The sequence below is a fragment of the Polaribacter sp. 2305UL8-11 genome (assembly GCF_058147165.1).
This window is the reverse complement of sequence record NZ_JBYVJW010000002.1, coordinates 320683-342718: the sequence shown is the minus strand read 5'-3', so window position 1 is coordinate 342718 and position 22036 is coordinate 320683. Positions and strand designations below refer to the sequence as shown.

At 30.3% G+C, this 22036-nt stretch carries 11 protein-coding genes; 2 read left to right on the top strand and 9 right to left on the bottom strand.

Annotation, left to right across the window (positions count from 1 at the left end; all coding sequences use genetic code 11):
• Window positions 1-454: 454 nt before the first annotated feature.
• A complete protein-coding gene (locus ACY2RW_RS03075) occupies window positions 455-4300 on the top strand; it encodes an RICIN domain-containing protein (protein ID WP_490121229.1) in 3846 nt (1281 codons plus the stop codon).
• Between the two features lie 333 nt (window positions 4301-4633).
• On the opposite strand, the gene ACY2RW_RS03070 is transcribed toward ACY2RW_RS03075, so the two are convergent.
• Window positions 4634-6235 carry a sulfatase gene (locus ACY2RW_RS03070; RefSeq protein ID WP_490121228.1) on the bottom strand — a complete coding sequence of 534 codons (1602 nt, stop codon included), beginning with the start codon at window positions 6233-6235 and terminating at the stop codon, window positions 4634-4636.
• Between the two features lie 200 nt (window positions 6236-6435).
• Here ACY2RW_RS03070 and ACY2RW_RS03065 point away from each other — a divergent pair, with 200 nt between their 5' ends.
• Window positions 6436-9876, top strand: coding sequence for a T9SS type A sorting domain-containing protein (locus tag ACY2RW_RS03065; protein ID WP_490121227.1), 3441 nt, complete (start codon window positions 6436-6438; stop codon window positions 9874-9876).
• A gap of 317 nt (window positions 9877-10193) precedes the next feature.
• On the opposite strand, the gene ACY2RW_RS03060 is transcribed toward ACY2RW_RS03065, so the two are convergent.
• The 8 genes from ACY2RW_RS03060 to ACY2RW_RS03025 form a co-directional block, all read right to left on the bottom strand.
• Window positions 10194-11870: a sulfatase-like hydrolase/transferase gene (locus ACY2RW_RS03060; protein ID WP_490121226.1), complete on the bottom strand. Its 1677-nt coding sequence runs from the start codon at window positions 11868-11870 to the stop codon at window positions 10194-10196.
• Between the two features lie 22 nt (window positions 11871-11892).
• Window positions 11893-13650 (bottom strand): endo-1,4-beta-xylanase, encoded by a 1758-nt coding sequence (locus ACY2RW_RS03055; protein ID WP_490121225.1) that lies wholly within the window; start codon window positions 13648-13650, stop codon window positions 11893-11895.
• Between the two features lie 4 nt (window positions 13651-13654).
• Window positions 13655-14503 carry an alpha/beta hydrolase gene (locus ACY2RW_RS03050; RefSeq protein ID WP_490121224.1) on the bottom strand — a complete coding sequence of 283 codons (849 nt, stop codon included), beginning with the start codon at window positions 14501-14503 and terminating at the stop codon, window positions 13655-13657.
• Window positions 14504-14508: 5 nt separating this feature from the next.
• Window positions 14509-15921 (bottom strand): sulfatase, encoded by a 1413-nt coding sequence (locus ACY2RW_RS03045; RefSeq protein WP_490121223.1) that lies wholly within the window; start codon window positions 15919-15921, stop codon window positions 14509-14511.
• Window positions 15922-15937: 16 nt separating this feature from the next.
• Entirely contained in the window at window positions 15938-17038 is a 1101-nt protein-coding gene (locus tag ACY2RW_RS03040) for an endo-1,4-beta-xylanase (RefSeq protein ID WP_490121222.1), read from the bottom strand.
• 11 nt (window positions 17039-17049) lie between these two features.
• The gene (locus ACY2RW_RS03035; RefSeq protein WP_490121221.1) at window positions 17050-18870 is read right to left on the bottom strand and encodes a T9SS type A sorting domain-containing protein; all 1821 of its coding nucleotides are present in this window, start codon (window positions 18868-18870) and stop codon (window positions 17050-17052) included.
• Window positions 18870-20315 carry a sulfatase gene (locus tag ACY2RW_RS03030; protein ID WP_490121220.1) on the bottom strand — a complete coding sequence of 482 codons (1446 nt, stop codon included), beginning with the start codon at window positions 20313-20315 and terminating at the stop codon, window positions 18870-18872. The genes ACY2RW_RS03035 and ACY2RW_RS03030 overlap by 1 nt, the downstream gene beginning before the upstream one ends.
• A 105-nt stretch (window positions 20316-20420) precedes the next feature.
• The gene (locus tag ACY2RW_RS03025; RefSeq protein ID WP_490121219.1) at window positions 20421-22010 is read right to left on the bottom strand and encodes a sulfatase; all 1590 of its coding nucleotides are present in this window, start codon (window positions 22008-22010) and stop codon (window positions 20421-20423) included.
• Window positions 22011-22036 lie beyond the last annotated feature (26 nt).

Genomic DNA, 22036 nt, shown 5'->3' with positions numbered 1-22036 from the left:
TGATTGTTGATAAACTTCCACAAGCCCAACAACGCTTTTTTTTGATGTTTTCATCTAACAAAAAAAGTTTATTGAAACCAGTTTCAATAAACTTTTAATTTAATCAGTATTACAAAGGGATTCAGAGGTTTTTACCAACCATTTTTTGCCATTAAGCCGTTTTGGTATTTTATATATAAATCTATATAACTAAGTCTTAGTAATTTTGTAGATGAGATTTGAACAAATAACAGTATAAAATAAGTAGGTATAATCTTTTAATTGTTTAATTTTTTGTCTAAAAATCTATATCAAATTTTATTAGAAAAAAAATTAAATAACTAATAATCAGCATTTTGTTTGATTTTTATTTGTATTCTGAATATGTTTTATCTATACAGTTTTTGTGTCACTACTGATAGTGTTTTATTATTTTGTTACTTAGAAGTCTTAATTTTTAAATCGTTTCATAATCATGAAAAACACTACAATAATAATTTTTTTAATACTGCTATTTGGTCATAAAGTATCAATAGCTCAAGATAACCCATACAAGGCCCCTTTGTATTGGAATCCTTATGAATTTTGTTTTACAGATAATAATTTTATTCCAGAAGAAGAATGGAAAAAAAATATTGATTGGGTAAATGATAACCTCAAACAGTATGGGTATAATATGGTTTGCATTGATGGTTGGGGAGATGATACAAAATGGAATAAAGATGGGTATAGAATTACACATTCAGCAAAATGGGAACATGATTATAAATACTGGTCCAAATATCTTCAGGATAGAGGTATGACTTTGGGCATGTATAACAATCCTTTATGGATAAACAGAGCAGCAGCTAATGCAGGAATAAAAATTAAAGGAACTAATATTCCGCTCTCAAATCTTCTCAATCCAAATCCTAAAGAGGAAAAAATATTTAGTTGGGTAGATGTTACTAAAGATGGCGCAGAAGAATATGTCAAAGGCTATATTCAATATTATGCAGATATGGGTGTAAGTTACTTTAGAGTAGATTTCCTTGCTTGGTTTCAAACAGGTTCTGACAAAGGAGATAATAGTTATGGACCTTCAAGACCTGTGGAAGATTACGAGAAAGCAATTCGTTGGATGCGAGAAGTTTGTGATGATAATGGTATTTTTTTAAGTTTGGTGATGCCAGAATTAGAAAACAATGCTATTTCAGAAAATAAATATGGTCACATGATACGTATTAATGAAGATGTTGGTCATGGAGGATGGCACCGATTTAATAATTTTGATAGAGGAATTCGTCATTCATGGTGGTCTGAATATTATAATACATTTGATGGATATACATATTGGTCATTTATCTCAGGAAGAAAAAAAATGATTTTGGATGGTGATTTTATCAGACTAAATACGATGGCAAACGATGATGAAAAAAAGACTGTTATTTCATTAAATTTAATGGCTGGAGGGCCTCTTTCTGTAGCAGACCAATACAGCACTATAGGTAATGACCTTCAATTTTATCAGAACAATGAAATGCTAGCATTGAATAAAGATGGTTTTGTTGGGAAACCTATTTTTACAAACGACCCTACTAATGAAGCAAGTCAGGTTTGGGCAGGACAGATGTCAAATGGTGATTGGATAGTCGGCTTTTTTAATAGAGAAGACGTTACCAAAAATAGAAGTCTAGACTTTAATGATTGGTTAGGTTTTTCTGGAACAGCATCAGTAAGAGATTTGTGGAAAAAGGAAGATCTTGGTGTAATGTCTAGTTATAGTATTGATGTACCACCACATGGTTGCGTAATACTTAAAGTAGTACCAACAAACCCACAACCATCTAATCTAAATGGCAAGGTTTACTCAGTAAAGTCTAAACTGAACAATAAAGTTATTACTTTTTCTGGTGTTAGAGATTCGCTAGCTATTAACAGTTTTATTTGGGATTCAAAACAAAAATGGTTGTTTACTTATGAAGGTGCAAATGAATATAGTATTATTTCTAGAGATACTGATAAAAGAGCTTTAGACGTAGCAGAACAATCGGTCAATGATGGAGCAAAAGTGCATATGTATCAGTATTTACATTCAATTAACCAAAAGTGGAAAATTAATGAAGATTCAGCTAATTCAGGATACTATAAAATAATCAACGCTAATAGTAATATGGCGTTATCGGTAGATGAACAAGGAAATATAATTCAATCTACAGTTACAAATTCCGATAATCAATTGTGGGCATTAAATCCAGTATATGACCATGTAACTTTAGTAGGGCCGGGTTCGCCAACAGGTAATTGGACAAAACCAGAAGGAGACGTTGTTACAGATTTTAGAGAAACTTCTCTAGGTTCAGATATCTGGAAATATACAGGTGCTTTAAATACAGGAGAGATAAAGATACATGTGAAAGCTGGTGATTTTATCCCTAATGATTGGACTGACGGAACGTTTCTTCAAGCTACTGTGGCAAATGCAGATTTTCTTTCAGCAAACCAATATGTTGTTAGTGGAACCGACAACAAATGGAACGTTGCTACAGCTGGACTTTATGAAATAACCGTTAATTTCAAAAATAATACACTCTCAGTTAAAGATTTAGATTATGATTATGTTACTCTGGTGGGACCAGGTTCACCAACAGGTAACTGGACAAAGCCAGAAGGTAATGCTACAACCGACTTTACGGAAACTTCTACAGGTTCTAACATTTGGAATTTTTCTGGAAACTTGAACTCAGGTGAAATAAAAATTCATGTTAAAAGTGGTTCAGACTTTATTCCTAATGACTGGACAGACGGTTTGTTCCTGCAAGCCGAAACAGCTAATGCCGATTTTCAAGAAGCTTCAGAATATGTAGTGGACGGAACAGACTTAAAATGGAATGTTAACGAGCCAGGGTTTTATAACATTACCTTAGACCTTAATAAAGCCAAATTATCGGTCAAAAGAAATTATGCAGATTATGTTACTTTGGTTGGCTCAGGTTCTTTAACAGGAAATTGGACTAAACCAGAAGGCGATGCTACAACAGATTTTTCAGAAACCGCTTCAGGCTCGAATATTTGGGAATATACAGGTGCCTTAAATACTGGGAAAATAAAAATCCATGTAAAACAAGGTTCCGATTTTATCCCAAATGACTGGACAGATGGTTATTTTTTACAGGCAAAGTCTGTCAATGCTGATTTTCGTTCTTCGTTGGATTACTCGGTTGGTGGGGCTGACAATAAATGGAACGTTGCCGAAGCTGGAAGATATAATGTTACCATAAATTTGAATACTGGTGAAATGAGGGTAATTAGGGATTATTCAGACTTTATGACATTGGTCGGTCCTGGTTCTCCAACAGGAAGTTGGACAAAACCAGAAGGTGATGCTACAACAGATTTTACCGAGACTTTTTTGGGCTCAAATATTTGGGTGTTTAGAGGAACTTTAAATACTGGTGAAATTAAGATTCATACCAAAGAAGACACTGATTTTATATCTGGTGATTGGACAGATGGTTCGTTTTTGCAAGCTAAAATGGCTAGTGCAGATTTACTATCGGCCACAGAATTTATACATGGAGGAGATGATAATAAATGGAATATTTCTGATGCTGGGCTATATGAAATTATTATAGATTACAAAAATAGCTCACTAAAAGTAAAAAGGTTAGACTTTGATTTTATGACCCTTGTAGGATCGGGCTCTCCAACAGGAAGTTGGACAAAACCAGAGGGAGACTCTACTACAGACTTAACAGAAACAACAGCCAATTCTAATATATGGCAGTTTGAAGGGAACTTAAATATAGGGCAGATTAAAATTCATGCTAAAAGAGGTTCGGATTTCATTCCCAACAATTGGGGTGATGGAGCGTATATTAGAGCCATTACTGAAAATCCAGATTTTTTGACGGCTACAGATTATATTGTAGAAGGTAAAGACCATAAATGGAAAGTTAATGAAGCTGGTAATTATAGAATAACTGTAAATCTTAACACAGCTTTAATAATGGTTGAAAAAATTGCATCATCATCAAAAGCGGCTAAATATGATGGAAAAGGAAGTAAAAAGTCTCTAGACGTAAAAGATTTTGATGAAACCCCAAATAAAATTAAAATCTATCCAAATCCATCAAAGAATTATATCACAATAAAAAATAATGGAATATCTGCTATAAATTATATTGAGATTGTTAATATGATGGGGCAAAAACTGTATGCAAAGAAAATAAATGCTAGATCAACTATTTTACATATAGATAAATTTAGCAAAGGCATATACATTGTCAATGTCCATCTTAGTGATAATACGAAAGAAATTAAAAAAATAATTAAGCAATAGAAAAAAGATACTCTTTTTAGAAGTTTAGAATCTATTTATAAGGTACTGTCTGAAAAGTGTTAAAATTTGTCATTTCAACTGTAATGGAAAAATCTTATATATTTAAATTAATTACATATATTTTTCCACAAAGCATTTCTTAAGCGAAGACGAAAGGCTCAAAAATGACAGCTAAATTAACTTTTCAGACAGCCTCTTTTACTATTTAATTTTGTAATTTTTAGAAACGATTTTTAATAATTATTATTTTAATATTTATGTTGCATAATATTTTTTAAGTAGAAAAATTGCTTATAACCTTAATAACTTTCTACTTATATTAATATTTGCTTTTTATTTTTTTGAATCTAAATAATCAGGAATTCCATTTCCATTAGAATCGCCTTTTTTCTCTTTGTCATCAGGAATTCCATCTCCATCTGCGTCTCTAATAAGAATTTTACTTTTGTCTTTTAATTCAAAAGGTTTTATTTTTAATAAGGCTTTACAACCATCACTTTCTCCAAAACTTCTAATATTTCTAGAAAACTTGTGCAATAAAGGCGCATAAGTTTCTCTTTCGGTTACTGCTAAATTTCTGGTTTCATTTGGGTCTTGTTCGTAATCATACAACTCATAAAAAGGTTCTTTTCCTTTTTTAAACCATTCTATATATCTGTATTTTCCTTTTATTCTATAACCATAACCCAAACCTCTTTGTCCTCTATAAACAGTAATGGCACCAATTTTTACTTGTGCATTTGTATCATTTAAAATTGGGACTAAACTTCTTCCTTTTATTGGTCTTCCAGTTTTATCATTTTTATTTTTTGGTTGTTCTGGTATGTTTAAACCAGCCAATTCACATAAAGTTGGATAAATATCTATTGTAGAAACAGCAGAAAAAGTTACACCTTTGGCTTTTGGGTTTCTAGGATCTATTATAATTAATGGTGATGAAGATGCTACTTCTAAGTTAGAGTGTTTGTTCCAACGTCCATGTTCACCTAAAAACAAACCATGATCTCCCCAAAGCACAATAATAGTGTTGTCTGCTACTCCTAATTTTTTTAATTTATCAATAATCAACCCTATTTGAGCATCTACAAAAGATGTACAAGCATAATAACCTTGTTTTAATTTAAGTTGAAAATCTTCATTAATCAAACCTGTTTCTGGGTTCATATTTTTCTTAACATCTTTTCCTTTAATAGCATAGGTTTTTAAATCGTCTCTACCTATAGGTGCTTTTTGATTTGCGGCTACTTTAAAATTGGTGTTGTTGTATAAGTCCCAATATTTTTTGGGGGCAATAAAAGGTTCATGAGGTTTTTTAAAACCAATTGCCATAAAAAAGGGCGCATCTTTTTTAGCAACTTTTTCTAACAATTTAATTCCTTCTACTCTAATAATTCCATCTACATACTCTTCATCAGGTAGGTTTTGAAAATCTAAAGCAATATTTTTTGGATGATGGCCACCTTTTGGTGCTAAATAAGGAATACTCCAAGAAGCAACATCATCTCCATCTTTAGTAAATTCGTCTTTAGCTTTAATACCAACAGTTCTAGGATCGTGTATTTTTCCAGCAGCAGCAGTTACGTATCCATTATTTTTAAAATGCTGAGGTAAAAAAGTAACATTAGGTAATTTACCTCTAATGGGTTTAAAACCAATAACTCCTGTTTCTTCTGGCATTAAACCTGTTGTTAAAGCAGCTCTAGAAGGTCCACAAACTGCATATTGTACTTGATGATTTCTAAAAACTACACCACTTTTTGAAAGCGCATCTATGTTAGGAGTAATAGCTTGTGTATCTCCATAAGCACCTAAATTATTTCTTAAATCATCAATACAAATTAACAGTACATTTGGTTTCAATGTATCTTTATTTTGAGATTTTACTGTTTTTACTGTAAAAAAAGCGATAAGAACTAAAAGTATATTGTGTTTCATTTTATAAATGTTTAATTGTATGACTTTAAAAACGTGCCAAAGTTTAGTCTTCTTCAAAATTAGACTTTTCTATAAAAGTATCGGTTTCAAAATCGTCATTACAAGTCTTGTTAAAGACAATTGTTAAACCCCATTTGTCAGTTAAGAAACCTATTTTTTTTGATTAGTAATTAATTTTGTAAAAACCATTATTAAGCACCATGAAAAAAAACTACGTAAAATTACCTCTTTTCATTATTCTTTTTTTCTATACCATTTTTCCTGCAAAAGCACAAATGGATATGATGAATGCCATTCCAATGGATAAAATAACACATAAAGCTGTTAAAGATGGTTCTTGGTTTTCTGCAGATACTTGGAATACTAATTCTATACCTGGAAATGGTGCAATTGTTTACATACCTCAAGAAAGAACAGTTAATTATCAAGGGACTTCTAATACACATATTTTTGCAATTAGAGTAGATGGGAACTTTAATTGTACACAAACCAATGCTGGAGCCACCACAAAATTAGTTTTTGATACTTTTTTTGCTATGAGTACTTCTTTCGTAAAATTTATTGCAAACAACCCAAATGATGGAAAAATTGAAATAGAAATTAAACCTTTTGATATTGAAGCTTATAGAGCAAATTCAAATAATATATGGTCTACAGATATAGAAAATCATTATAAAGACAATAATAAAGTTACTTTTAAAACCAGAACAGGCTCTGGAAAAGATAGATACAATACAATAGAACAAGCAAACAGTGGAGATTTTAAAATTACTGAAAGTGCAGGCACAGAAATAAGTGATGGTGCAGGAGTTTTAGGGCGTTATAATTGGGATCCAAAACAACTAAGTCTAGGTATGGTTACTATGGGACAACTAGAAATTATTGGAAAAGAAAAATTAAATATGGTGCAACTTTCTGAAGATGCAAATGCAGGAAGTAATAAACTAAAATTAAAAGACATTCCTACAGGTTGGAACGTTAGCGATGATTTAATTGTAACAAGTAGTGGTAATGCTCAAGCATCAAATAATGGTGAAGATTTAGTTACTATTAAAAATATAAACGGTGCAACAATTACAACACAATCTTCTTTATCTAAAAATCATCAAGGAAAACTATCTGAAGGTTTGCATTGTTATGTTGGTAATTTAACCAGAAATATTGTTTTTAAATCTCCTACAACCTCTGTTGTTACACAAAGAGGTCATGTTATGGCAATGCATAATGATACGAATGTTCAAATTAAAAATGCACAATTTAAACAATTAGGTAGAACAGATAAATCTAAATTATTAGATGATTTTATTTGGGATAAATGGATAGCACCAAAAGTTTTTACTTCAAAAATATCTGCATTAGGACAAGAAATTGCACAAATGAGAGCAATTCCAAAAAACGAACTAACAAATCCTAGAGGCAGGTATTCTATTCATTTACACAAATTAGGAACTGTTTTTGGAGCAAAAATGGCACAAGTTACAGGAAATGTAGTTTGGGATAATCCTGGTTGGGGTATAACACATCATGATTCTCATGCAAACGTTTCTAAGAATGTAGTGTATAATGTAACAGGTGCTGGAATTGTATCTGAAACAGGAAGTGAAACTGGCACTTGGAACAACAATTTGGTAGTAAATATTAAAGAAGGACATAAAACAGACCCATATACAGCCTCTTTGTATCATGATGATTATTTGTATTCTGGAGATGGTTTGGCAATGAAAGGACGTGCTGTTTTATGCAAAAATAACGTAATTGCAAATGCAAAAAGAGGTGTTGGGGTTATTAATATGAATAACTCTATCAATAATTTAGATAGATTAGATGCAGAAGCACTTGCTAAAACAAGAATAGGGTATGAAGTAGATAATTTTGCGTTAAGTAAAAATGGATATAGTAAAGAAGGTGATGGAGTTATGCCAGTAGAAGCTTCTTTAATTATGGAAAATACTATCGTTATAAATTCTAACATTGGTTTGCGTTCTGTAGAAAGAGACATGGGAGTAAATCATGAATCTCGTTCTATTTTTGATAAGTTTAAAGTATGGGGAGCAAACACAGGTTTTTTAATTAACTATCAAGCAGATTATTCTTTTAAAGACATTTATATTTCTGGGAAAAATGCAAATAACTCTTTAGGAATAGATATGTGGAAACACTCACACAATCAAACTTTTGAAAATATTAAAATGGTAGATTTAGAACATGCAGTAAGAGTTTCTAAAACAGTTTTAAGTAGTTCAAATACCCCTAAAACAAGAAATAACGGATTTACCCCTTGGATTTTTATAGGTTTAGAAACTTCTAATGTGGGCGATTTTTACGAGTTGGTTGTAGATAATCCGTCTGTAAATTCAAGTTTTAATTACAAAGAACACCCAGACAATGTAATTCATTTACAAAAAAGTGAAATTACATCAAGACCTACCACTTTTACAATTATTGATGCTACTACTTTAGAGGTAGATTATAATGAAACAGGCAATAATGCCTTACGCTTTGAAGTTGATGGAATTATTACTGACGATTTTGGAAGCTATAATATGGGGATTCAGCAAGCTTTAGCACAAGGAAATTTAAGATTTGGATACCCAAAAAGAATTTATCAATTTGCATCCAAAACAAAATTTGAAGAGTATCTATCTGTAAATGGTGTTTTTAAAGATGAGAAAAATAATGATGAATTGTACTTTATCATCAACGAAAGTTTACCAAACAGACGTACTTTTAAATACACCACTTTTCCTGTTAAAATAAAAATTAAAAATGCATCTTCAAGTGGAGTTTTTGCGAATGCTACTGTAGAAACTGCAAATGCTCTAGCACCTAAAAACCAGATAATTTCTAGATTTGCTACAGTTTCTCAAAGTTCTACAAGCAGTAATTTAAGCTATACAGATGGTACACATAATACTGCAAGCATTACTTTAAATGCAGAAAAAGCAATAGATGGCAATAACAACGGAAGAATAAATGCACAGTATTACCAAAGAGGTTTGTTGCCTGTTGGTAGTTTTTCTCAAACCAAAAGTGAAAGTGAGCCATATTATGATTTAGATTTTGGCGAATTAAAAACAATAGATTATTTTGATATTTGGAACACTGTAGAATTAAATGGTGCTAGTATAGAAGAGGTTTCTACTCATTTTAAAAACTTTTCGGTTTTTATTTCTGATACCCCTTTTACAAGTACCACTTTTGCTGGTTCTAAAGCAGAAGCAGATTACGAATACGTTAAAAACGGAACTCCAACAAGAAAGTTTTCTGGAAATAATTTAAACGCAGTTGGTAGATACATGAGAATTCAATCTTTTAACAAAGGTAGTAGTAAGTTAAAATTTGCAGAAATTGAAGTAATTGGAAGAACTTATAACACTACCTTGTCTGTTGATAAAGAGGAAGCATTATCAATTAATTTGTATCCAAATCCTACTAAAAACTTGGTTAATATCAAGTTTAACTCAATTCAAAAAGTTATTAAAATTGATTTGACGAATATTTTAGGACAAAGAATTTCTTCAAAAGAATATATTAACACAAAAAATGTAAACTTTGCTATACAAGGTGCTAAAGGCATTTATTTTGCTACTATTAAGGGCGATAATAATTTGAATATAACCAAGAAGATTATTAAAAACTAAAAATTTATTATCATCATTTACATTTCTACAAAGCCTGTCTTGAACGAAGACGAAAGGCTCAGTGTAGATGTTTTGCTTTTCAACTGGTTTTAGATAATTGGGTTTTAATTCTTATTACAAATCACAATTAAGACAACGAATGTCAGTCTGAGCCTGTAGAAGACAGTTTTCATTTACACTTCCACAAACAAGCTCAGTGTGACATTTTTCTTTTAAATTGATTTTAGTGATAACAATTAATATTGTTTAACTACTAATTACAATAAAAGAGACGAATGTCAGTCTGAGTTTGTAGAAGACTTCATTCAAATTTAAAACTACTCAATTGTTTGAGAAGTAATTTTGCTTTGCTTAAAACCAATACGTTGTGCTGTTGTATAAATTGTTTTTCCTTTTTCCACAGTAATTGGTGTTGAATATAATTGCCATTTGCTATTATAATTTAATTTTTCTGTCTTAGAATCAGAAATTAAATAGGCAATAGATGCTCCTTTTGTTGTTGATGAAAGTGTTACTTTATCATTATCCTTTTTAATAACAACACTATTAGTTGTTGGTTGTGTATTATTAGGCCACATTGTAGCAATCATTTCTGCTTCTGGAGTAAAACCAAAGTCTTTTCTGTTTGCATAATGATTTTTTAAGGTAGTTCTCATTTCCTTTAAAACAGTTGCATAATCTGGGTTTTTAGATAGATCATTTATCTGAAAAGGATCTTTTACAACATCATATAATTCTTCATCAGTTTTGGTTTGAAACCAAATTTTCTGCACATTGTTAAGTTTGTTTTTTTCCTTTAATTCTAAAAAAACGGGCATCATAGGAATGTTTTTTCTATAAGCTACATCTTTGTATTTTGTTAATTCTGGGAAATCATTTCTTAAATATAGAAATTGTTTGTTTCTAACAGCTCTAATTCTATCTGTAAACTCATCAAACCTATCTGAAGAAGCAAAAATATGTGTTCTTTTCTCGGTATCAAATTCACCTAAAAAGGCTTTACCTTCCATATAACTTGGTGGTTTTACACCTGCTAAACTTAGCATTGTTGGTGCTAGATCTACAAAAGAAATTAACCTATCTGTTCTTCCTGGTTCACTATTAATTCCTTTTATTAAAAAAGGAACTTTTAAACCAGAATCATAAATAGCTCTTTTTTGTCTTGGTAATGGTCCTCCATGATCGCTGTAAAAAAAGATTATAGTATTATCATACAAACCATCGTCTTTTAGCTCTTTAATTATTTTTCCTACTCTTTTATCCATCAACTCTACATTACTGTAATGTCTGGCAACTGTTTTTCTTGTAGCTTTATTGTCTGGTAAATAAGGTGGTACAGGAACAATTTTTGGATCTACAGTTAAAGGTAGATCTTTATTTCTCCATAAAAAACTTTCGTGAGAAACATCAATATTAAAAACAGAAAAGAAAGGTTTGTTTTTTGGTTTGTTTCGCCAATGTGCGTTTTTATTATTTTGATCCCAAGCAGTTACAGGAGCAGAAAACTGATAATCAGTTTTGTAATTATTTGTGGTAAAGTAACCAGCAGCTCTTAAATATTCTGTATAACATTTTACGTTTTCTGGAATAACAGCAGAGTATTGTCTAATATACTTTCCAGAAATATCTTTTATATTTACGCTATCTTTATATACTTGTCTGCCTTTAGAAAACACGTCATGTGCAGCTCTCATGTGCATGGTTCCAATAGATGTTGGGTACATTCCTGTAATAATGGTAGATCTGCTTGGTGCACAAACTCCTACAGTTGTAAATGCATTGTCATAAATTAAACTTTGTGATGCTAAAGCATCTAAATTAGGCGTTTTAGCAGTGTTATCTCCATAAAAAGAAAGTGTAGGACTAATATCTTCTGTTACAATCCAAAGAATGTTTGGTTGTTTTTTAGTTTCGGATTTTACTTCTTTTTTTGTTTTTTCTGAAGTACAAGAAATACTTATTAAAACAGTAAGAATACATAGTAATTGTTTCATTTGAGGCTGATAATTAGTTATATTAATCAATATTAATTTTTATAATCTTTTTTTGAGAAGGTTTTAAGTGGAATGTTCCTTTTTTAATAATATTTTTTTCAACAAAAGTGTATTCATAAGTTCCGTAAAAACCATTTCCATCAATTGTACCTTCTTTGCTTGTTTTTGCGACAAAATTTGTTTTCCAAATATTATTAATTAAAGAAAAATAGGCTTTACCCATTGCTCCAATTGTAAAGTCTTTTTTATAAATATCTACTTTTTTTCTTTCATCTTCTACATAACCCCAAAAAAGAAATTCACTAACTTTTGGGTGACTGAAAGCAGCAATCATAAAATCGCGTGTATATTGCTCTCTAATTTTTGGTTCTTGTATATCCATTGTAAATTCTGAAATACTAATTTTTTTATTTAAAGTACTATAATAATCTAAAATTTCTAGTACTTTTTCTGGAGGTGTTAAATCTGAGCCAATATGACTTTGAATGCCAATTCCATCTACTAAACCTCCTGTGTTTTTATCTATTCTTTTAATAAAATTGTAATACCATTCTTGCTTTTTGGTATCTAAACCACCTTTACTTATAATACCATATTCGTTGGTAAAACGTTTTGCATTTGGTTGTAATTCTTTGGTTGCTATAAAGCCATTATAGAGTATTTGTTCAGAACCTGTTATTTTTTGTAAATCTCTATTTGTATAGGCTTCGTTTACAACATCCCAATGAGATATTTTATTTTTTGTGAGTGCTAAAAGACTAGAAACATGTTCTTCTATTAATAGATTTACTTTTTCTGGATTGTCTTGATTTTTTTTAATTTCTGGAGTTAAATAATTAAATCCTGGCCAGATTAATACATGCCCTTTTATGGCTATTTTGTCTTTTTGTAAGATTTCTACAGCTTCAATTACTTGGTCTTTTTTCTTTTTCCAACGTAAACTTTTAATTTTTAAATCGTTTTCAAAAACGGCTAAATCAAAAGCTTTTTTAAAGTTTTTATATTTCTTTGAATTGGCAACTACATCTTTTGCATTAATTGCTGCTCCAAAAGGAAAGCTATGTTTTATTAATTTGATACTTATGTTTTTATCTGCTATAGATTTTCCTTTTTTTACAAATTGCACTTTAAAATCACTCTTTCTATGTCCTTCTATTCTTGCAAGTGCTTCTTTTCGCCATTTGGCATCTGGCTCCATACCTTTGTAAACAATTTCGGTTTTAGGAAGTGACTCAAATTTTGTTCCTTTTGCAAACAGCTCAAACTTTATGTCTTTAATTAAAAAAGCTTGTGGCTTAAAACCATAATGCAATACAATTCCTAAACTCTTTTTATCAATATTTATATCTGATTGAAAAGGAATATAATATTTTTGCCAATGAGAAGAAATACTTTGTGTTGATACAATATTGTTTTTATATGATTCTGATTGTTTAAACAAAAGATTCACTTTAGCTTCACCTGTTTCTAAACTAGATTTTGTTGTTTTTGCGGTAAAACTCAACAAAAATACGCGTCCAGATTTTACAGATTGTTTGTAAATTGGGAGCGAAGTTGCACTTTTGTATATAAATTGAGGTAATTTTATTGTTTCAATTTCGAATTGTGCATTCTTTTTATTAAAAGGTTCTATTATTGTAATTTTCCCAAACTCTTTATTGGTTTTAATAAACTTAATTTGGTTATAATTAATTAAATTTTCTCCTTTTAGTTTGTTCTTTTGAGCAGAAGAATATAAAGGAAGAACTAAAATAGATAGAAAAAAAAGTAAGTGCTTCATAAAATTAATTTTTAATTGTTGGTTTCCCTGCTAAATAACCTAATGATTCAAGGAATACATCTGTTTTTAAAAGTGTATCTATAAAATACTTTCCTCTGTTAAAAAAACTATGTTCTGCACCTTCATATAAATGTAAATCACATCTGCTACCAACATCTTTCATTTTTTTTTCATATTCTTTAGATGAAATTATAGGTGTTGTTTTGTCTTTTGTCCCAAAAAAAACAATTGTTGGAGGTGCACCTTTTGTAATATTATGTAATGGTGATATTTCTAAATATCTACCATTCATTCTTTTATAACCAAACCCTCTTTTACTATTATCGTACACAGGGTTAAACAAAACCAGAGCATTAGGTTTTGAGCTAATATTTAAATCTTCATTTTCTGCTTCTAAACCTTCTATGTTACCACAACTTGCTGCCAAATGTCCACCTGCAGAACCACCTCCAGATGCAATTTTATTGGGGTTAATATTTAATTTTTTTGCATTTTTTCTTACAAACCTTATTGCAGATTTAGCATCTTCTACAGCTTCAAAAGGAGTTGTTCTATGAATGTTTTTTATTCTATAATCTGCAGAAATTGCAATCATACCTCTCGAAGCTAAATAAGAAGCTTGTCTTTTAAATGCTTTATAACTACCTCCATTCCAGCCTCCACCATGAAAAAAAACAATGCAATTATATATTTTAGTTTTATCAAAATTTAAAGGCTTATAAATATGAAGTTTTAAATTTATGGTATCTATTTTTTTATAGGAAACAGTTTCTGGCTTTATTACTGTAATATTTTTTTGAGCGTAATTACTAAAACAAAAAAATAAAACGATGATGTAAAAAACGGTTTTCATATTTTTTAGAAATTAGATTTCCAGCTATTTAATTCATTTAATAATGTTGCAGTTAATTCTGGTTTCTGTTTTGATAAATCATTAGATTCTGAAGGATCTTTAGCAATATCATACAATTCTGTTCTACCTTCTTTGTACCAATTTATCAACTTATAATTTCCTTTTCTAATGGCAGATGATTTTGTATCTCCTGTATTTACTGGTCTTGCTTTTGATGAATGCCAAAATACAGTTCTGTTTGTCCATTTTTCTTTATTTTTAAGAACTGGTAGAAAGCTTTTTCCATCAGTATTTAAAGATTTTTTTGCAGTGATGTCTAACATTGTTGGAAAAACATCCATTAACATTACTAAAGATTCATTGTCTTGTTTAGGCAGAAAATGGTTTGGCCATTTTACAAAAAGGGGCACTTTAATTCCACCATCATACAACCAGCCTTTTCCTGCTCTTAAAGGGAAATTAGATGTTGCCAAATCTCGTTTTTTAGTTCCGTCATTAGACAAGCCTCCATGATCTGAAGAAAAAACAATAATGGTGTTTTTTTCGATATTTAAATCTTTTAATAATTGCATTAACCTGCCAACATTTTCATCCATTGTTTCAACCATTGCAGCGTATTTTGGATGATTTTGACGCATTTTTGTTCTTCCTGTTCCTTCTTTTATAAATTGGGGTTGATTGCCATAATCGAAATTTTTAATTTCTTCTTTATTTCTAGCAATATCTTTCTCTTTTGCTTCTAATGGTTGGTGCACTGCATAAAAAGAAAACATTGCCATAAAAGGTTTGTTTTTATCTGCATTTTTAATGTATTTGACTACATTATCTGTCATTACATCCATTAAATAATCGCCATTTTTACTCACATTATCTACATCTGGAATTGGAGATTTTTTCGATTTTCCTTTTTTCCATTTTGGTTTGTTAAATGGATACAAAAAACTTATAGGAGAACCTGCATGACCAGCTGCAAAACTAAAATCGTAACCAAATTCTTTTAAACTATTTTTATCACCTAAGTGCCATTTACCAAAATAAGCGGTTTGATAACCAGCTGCTTTGATATTTTTAACAAAATTTTTATTGTCTGAAACATCTGTCATATTAAAACCATCATCTGGAACATCACCATTTTTTATAGGGTAATTACCAGTCATCATCGCATATCTAGAAGGTACACATCTTGGATAATTTGCATACGCATTATTAAAAACCACAGATTCTGAAGCCAATTTATCAACATTGGGAGTTTGATAAATTTTAGAACCATTAATACTTAAATCATGAAAACCTAAATCATCTACATGAATTATTAAGATGTTGGGCTTTAGGTTTTCTTTAGCTGTTTTTATTTCTTTAGATTTACAAGAAAATAGTGTAAGGACCAGTATTAAGAAGATGTGTTTGTGCAATCTCATATTAAAAAAACTAAAATTATTTACTACCAAATTTTTCTTTAAAAACACGATAAGATTCTGTAGGGTTTAAATTTTCATCATAAATTGATTGAAAATAACCTTTATTTTTTCCAAAACGGATACTTAAGTCCCAGAAATTTAGTGATACAAAGCCGTTTTTTGCTTTTTCTTTTAAAAGCATAAATATTTTAGCATAAATTGCTGCTTGTGTAGCTCTTTCTACCTCTAAATTTTTAAGATTATTTTCTTTAACCAAATAGTCTAATTCTGTTAAATGGAACTCTAAATTATTTTGATGAGCCCAATCTATAAGACTACCAAGTTTTTTTAAAGTTGTATCTATATTATCTACAAAATCTTTTCTTTTTGCTCCTAAAAGTAAGTGACCTTGCCAACCAAGACCATCTACTCTGTGTCCTTTAGAGCGTAAGTATAAAATGGTTTTTTTTATTTTGTCCCACATTTTATCTTCCATTCCTGCATTTTGATTAAACACCAATTTTACATTTGGTGCATGCTTGGTTGCAATTTCAAAAGCTTTTAAAATGTATAGAGGAAATCCATTTTTATCCAAACCTATTTTTAACCATGGGTTTTCCCATTTATCTATTCCTGGTTTGGGACCATGCCATTTACCACTAGATAATACTGTTTCGTTAACAACATCCATCCAAATTACGTTTGGATGACTATTGTATTTTTTGGTAAAGGCAGTCATAAAATCAATAAGAATTGAATTGAGTTCTTCTGCTGTTCTATCATCTTTTTTTACCCACCAAGAAGCTTGCGGACTAATAGGACCATGAAGTCTTACTGCAATATGATTTTTTTTTGCAAATGCTAAAAAATCATCAGTATGTTTCCAATTCCATTGGTTTGGCATTGGATGAATAATTCTTTGTTTGGATGCATTTGCAGGTGTTAAATACTTAAAGTCTTTTAAAAAAAGTGTTTCTTTTTTTGTGTTTAATTCTTTATGGTTTAAAGTTGCGCCAATTAAAACATGTTTTTTTTTATATTCAATTTTCCCTTTTTTATTTAGTAAGGATTTTGTTTTACAACCAAAGAAAACAAAAGCCATTAACCACAAACAAAAAGAAGATTTGAAAATTGCCATCTAATAATTCATTATTTTTTAACTATTTTTCTATAAAAAACACCTTTATCAGACTTTATTTTTACGATATAAATACCTGATTTTATAGAACTTAAATCTATTGTATTGTCAGATATTTTGTCCCTTTTATAAACTAAAGAACCAGTAATATTAAAAACAGAAATTAACTGAATGTTTTCTTTAGAAGCTATTTTGAGTGTGTTTTTTACTGGATTTGGAAAAATAGAGACATTGGAAACAGTTTCATTATAAACGCTAAGAGTGCTTTTAGGAACCTCAATTACTGTAACAGAGAATTTTTTAATTTCTGTTGAATTTGTAACGTTTTCTGTATTAGAAATAATGTTAGAATTGCCTTCGAAAACACCTGTAACATAAGAGCTACTAGAGTAATACTGTGTCATTTTTGGTTGGCCTGTATAGGTAATTAATGTGTTGAATTGAACTTCTGTGAAATCTAAATCGTTGGTATTAATTATTAGTAAAGTTTCTTTTTCAGCATTTTTTAATTTGTAACCGTATAAAGATTTTACATTATCAACAGAAATAGGATTGTTGGTAAAATTTATTTCTTGCATTTCTGACATACCTTTAAATGCTTTCGAAACAAGTTTTGCTGCAATACCAACTGGTGCTAATTTCATTGGAGAATCTGTTCTTACTACATTGTTATCTGTAATATAGTGCCAATCTAATTGGTCTACTTTATCTCCCAAAGATAACCAGCTATAAACTAAAGCAGCATATCTTATGCCAGATGCCCATGTTTCTTCTGCAATTGCTTTTACTTCTCCATATTCTGTATACCAAATTTTATAATCATTAGGTACTAAATCATAATCAGATTGTTTGTCTTTTGGGTATTTAATACCTTCTGCAATGGCTACTTTTGCTGTTGTATTATCAGTAATAGTTGTTTGAACACCATATTTACTGTTTAAATAATGATGTTGTGTAACTGCATAAATATCATTTTTTAAAGTAGTGTAATCTGTATTATTTTTTAGTTCATTAAAAATTGTTGTATTCCATCTCTCTCTAGTTTTTGCTACAGGTTCTTCTTTAGTGGTAGTAAGAGCAAATTTTATTTTTGGATATTTTGCTTTAATTTTTTCTACAATTTTTTTACAATGTTTTAAATAAAATTTAGCGTTTTCTACAGTTGCATCTCTTTTGTTATTAAATTCATACGCACTGTTTGTTGATGAGTTCCAACCAGCATAAAATTTACTGTCTTTTTCTGTAATGTGATAAATACCAGCTTCTTCATTACCGAAATAAAATTCGTTACCAAGTTCTACAGCATAAGGTTTTTTACCTTCTGCTACAAACTTGTCTATAGCAGCAATCATATCTGTAATCTTTAAATCTAAAGTAGCATCACTTTTTAAAGTTTGTTCGTTGGCTGTTACAGAAACACCAGTATTTGGTGTAGGCCTAGCCATGTTTATTACATATACTATTTTAGTATTTGTTGGCACATAACTTACAAATTCTGGTATTTTTAATATTTCTTTGTTGTTCCAATTTTTATCTGTATTATCTAAAAACCTACCAGTTCTCCAATCCCAATAATTAGCTTGAGTTCCTCCTGGATATCTTATAATATCTGGATTCATTTCTGCGATTAAATTTTTAAAGGAATTGTCTGTCCACCAAGTTCCTTTGTCTGAACGTCTGTTAAAACCAATTTCTAAATCAGAAATATTTCTAATTGTTGTGTTTAAAGAAGTAGCTACAGTTTGTGAGTTTGTAGTAAAATAAAGGTTGAATATAATTGTAAAAATATATAAGTTTATATTTTTAAATAAAGAATTATTAGATGATTTCATTATTTATTTTTCTTTTTATTTGGGTTAGAAATTTTCATTTTTTCTGGAATTAGATACGCAGTTTTCCAGTCTTTAAGAAGTTTTAATAACTCTGCTGTTTTCTTTGGATTTGTTTTAGATAAATCATTTTTCTCACCAATATCTTTTTTTAAATTGTATACTTCTACTTTTTTGGTATCTAAAAATTGCATAAGTTTATAATCTCCAGATCTAACCACAGCTGCTTTAGAATCTCCTGTACTGTGTGGTCTTGCTTTTCTAGAAATCCAAAAAACAGTTCTGTCTTTCCAAGAATCTTGTCCTTTTAAAACTTTGGCATAACTTTTACCATCTATGTCTTTTACTTTTTTATGAATTGCTAAATCTAAAAGAGTTGGAAAAATATCCATACCTAAAACTATGGATGTTTCATCTACTTTAGGCTTTAATTCATTAGACCATTTTATAAATAAAGGAACACGAATTCCACCTTCATATAAATGTCCTTTTCCTGCTTTTAGAGGTAGGTTTGTGGTTGCTAAATGGCGTTCGCTTTTAAAACCATCATTAGACAAACCACCATGATCTGAAGAAAAAACAATGATGGTGTTTTTATCAATTCCTAAATCTTTTAAGGTTTTTAATAGCCTTCCAACATTTTCATCAACGTTTTCAACCATTCCAGCGTAAGCAGCATCGTCTTGACGCATTTTTCTTCTTCCTCTACCTTCCTTTATATATTCTGGAGTGTTTCCAAAATCAATATTTTTTAATTGTTCTTTGTTCCTAGCTTCGTCTTCTGGTTTTGCTTCTATAGGTGTATGTACTGAATAATAAGCTAAAACTGCTAAAAAAGGTTTGTCTTTAGGATTGTTTTTTATGAATTTAATGGTTGCATCTGTTAATAAATCGGATGCATAATCGCCTTCTTTTCCATCTTTTTCAAGATCTACTACTTGCTCTTTATGGCGTTTTCCTTTACTGTTAAAATTAAATGGATAAAACCGACTTCCTATACCACCAGCTCTTCCTGCTGCATACGTGTTTTTAAACCCGAAAGCAACTGGGTTACTATCACCTTCACCTAAATGCCATTTACCAACATAAGAAGTATTGTAACCAGCGTTATTAAACTGTTTTATAAAATTCTTTTCTTCTGGTATGCCTCCAAGCCAACCTTTATTTTCGTTTACAGGATAGGTTCCTGTTATCATTCCATATCTGGAAGGCGTACAACGTGGATAACTGCTATATGCGTTTATAAAACTAATAGATTCTTTTGCTAATTTATCAATATTGTTGGTGTTGTATAACTGAGAACCTGTAAAACTTAAATCATGATACCCTAAATCATCTGTATGAATAATTAAGATGTTTGGTACTTTTGCAGAAGATTTTACAGACTTTGTTTGTGCACAAGCTACTAAAGAAAAACTGATACTTAATAAGAATACTATTTTTTTCATTGAAATTATTTTAATTAAACGATTTTTTAGACTTGCTTATGGCTAATTGGTTTAATTGAGAAGTTGTGCCAAAAAAAGTGACAATTTTCATCATCATTTATTTTTTTATTTTGTTAGATGCGCTTTTAGTTTGCTTTTTAACTCTTTAACAACAGCAGCATAGGCTTTGTCTTTAACCAAATTTCTAGTTTCTAATGGGTCTTTTTCATAATCATACAACTCACGACCTGCAATTTTAGAAGTATTATAATCATTATAACTTCTATAATTATTGTCATGCCATTCTGTATATCTGTATCTGTCTGTTCTTATAGAATATCCCATTTTTGGGCCTCTTTTATATTGATGATATGCGTAATCCATATCAATAGTAGTATTTGGGTCTGCATCTAATAAATTTACCAAAGATTTTCCGTCTGTTTGTGGGTGTTGTTGCACATTAGCCAAATCGAAAATTGTAGGAAATAAATCTACTAAATTTACTGGGTGATGACTTTTTTTGTTTTTTGCAACTCCTGGACCTGCAAACATAAAAGGTATTCTAGTTGCTTGTTCAAAATTAGAATGTTTACACCATTCTGTATGGTCTCCTAAATGAAAACCATGATCTCCCCAAAGAACAATTATAGTATCATCTAAAATATTTCTTCTTTCTAACTCGTCTAATAATTTTCCTATTTGAGCATCTATGTAAGAAATAGAAGCCATATAACCATGAATTAATTCACGCTGTTTTGCTTCTGGAACTCTGTCTCCAACCCCTAATTTACTATCAATATCAGAAAAAGCTCTTAGCTCTCCAAAAGAGTGATACGCAAAAGAAGGAGTACCATCTGATAATTGTTGAAATTTTGCCAATTCGATTTTATCTCTATCATATAAATCCCAATACTTTTTAGGAGCTACAAAAGGTAAATGAGGTTTTTGATAACCAACTGCTAAAAACCAAGGTTTTTTTCCTTTTTCTAAAGTTTTTAGTTGTTTTAGAGCAGTTTGTGTAAATAAACCATCACTATAAGCTTCATCACTTACATCCATACTTTCTGTACTTGGCTTTAAACGCTTTAAAATATAGCGTCTAATTTTTCCTGCTTTTTTAATTCCTTTAGCTTTAGCTTCTTCTTCTAATTGAGCCATTTTAGCTTTTGTTTCTGGATTTTGATAGTATTTTAAAGCAGGTTCTCCGTATTTAGGGTCGAAGTTTGTTGGCATTTCATGAGGAATACTCCATGTTTTTCCATCATGCCCTTTTGCAGCTGAAGGAATATGATATATTTTTCCAGAGCCAGTACTTTCATAACCTTGGTTAATTAAATGCTCTGGCATAGAAACTAAATTTGGTGCAGATTCTCTAAAATCGGTCTTTAAATCCCATACTTTGTTAGTATCAGGGTTTGTACCAGTCATAACACTTGCTCTAGAAGCACCACAAACAGCATATTGTACGTGTGCGTTTGTAAACGTCATTCCTAAACTTGCTAATCTATCAAAATTTGGAGTTTTCATTTGAGTTTCTCCATAATTAGAAAGTAATGGTTTTAAATCATCAACAGCAATAAAAAGGATGTTCTTTTTTGCTTTGCTAGAAGTATTTGCTACTTCTTTTTTAGTTGAAGCCCTTTTTACTTGTTGTGTTTTACAACTAATAATAGTTAAAACTATCAACGAGAATAATATTGTTATTTTTAATTTCATCTTTATAATATATTACTGAATATTGT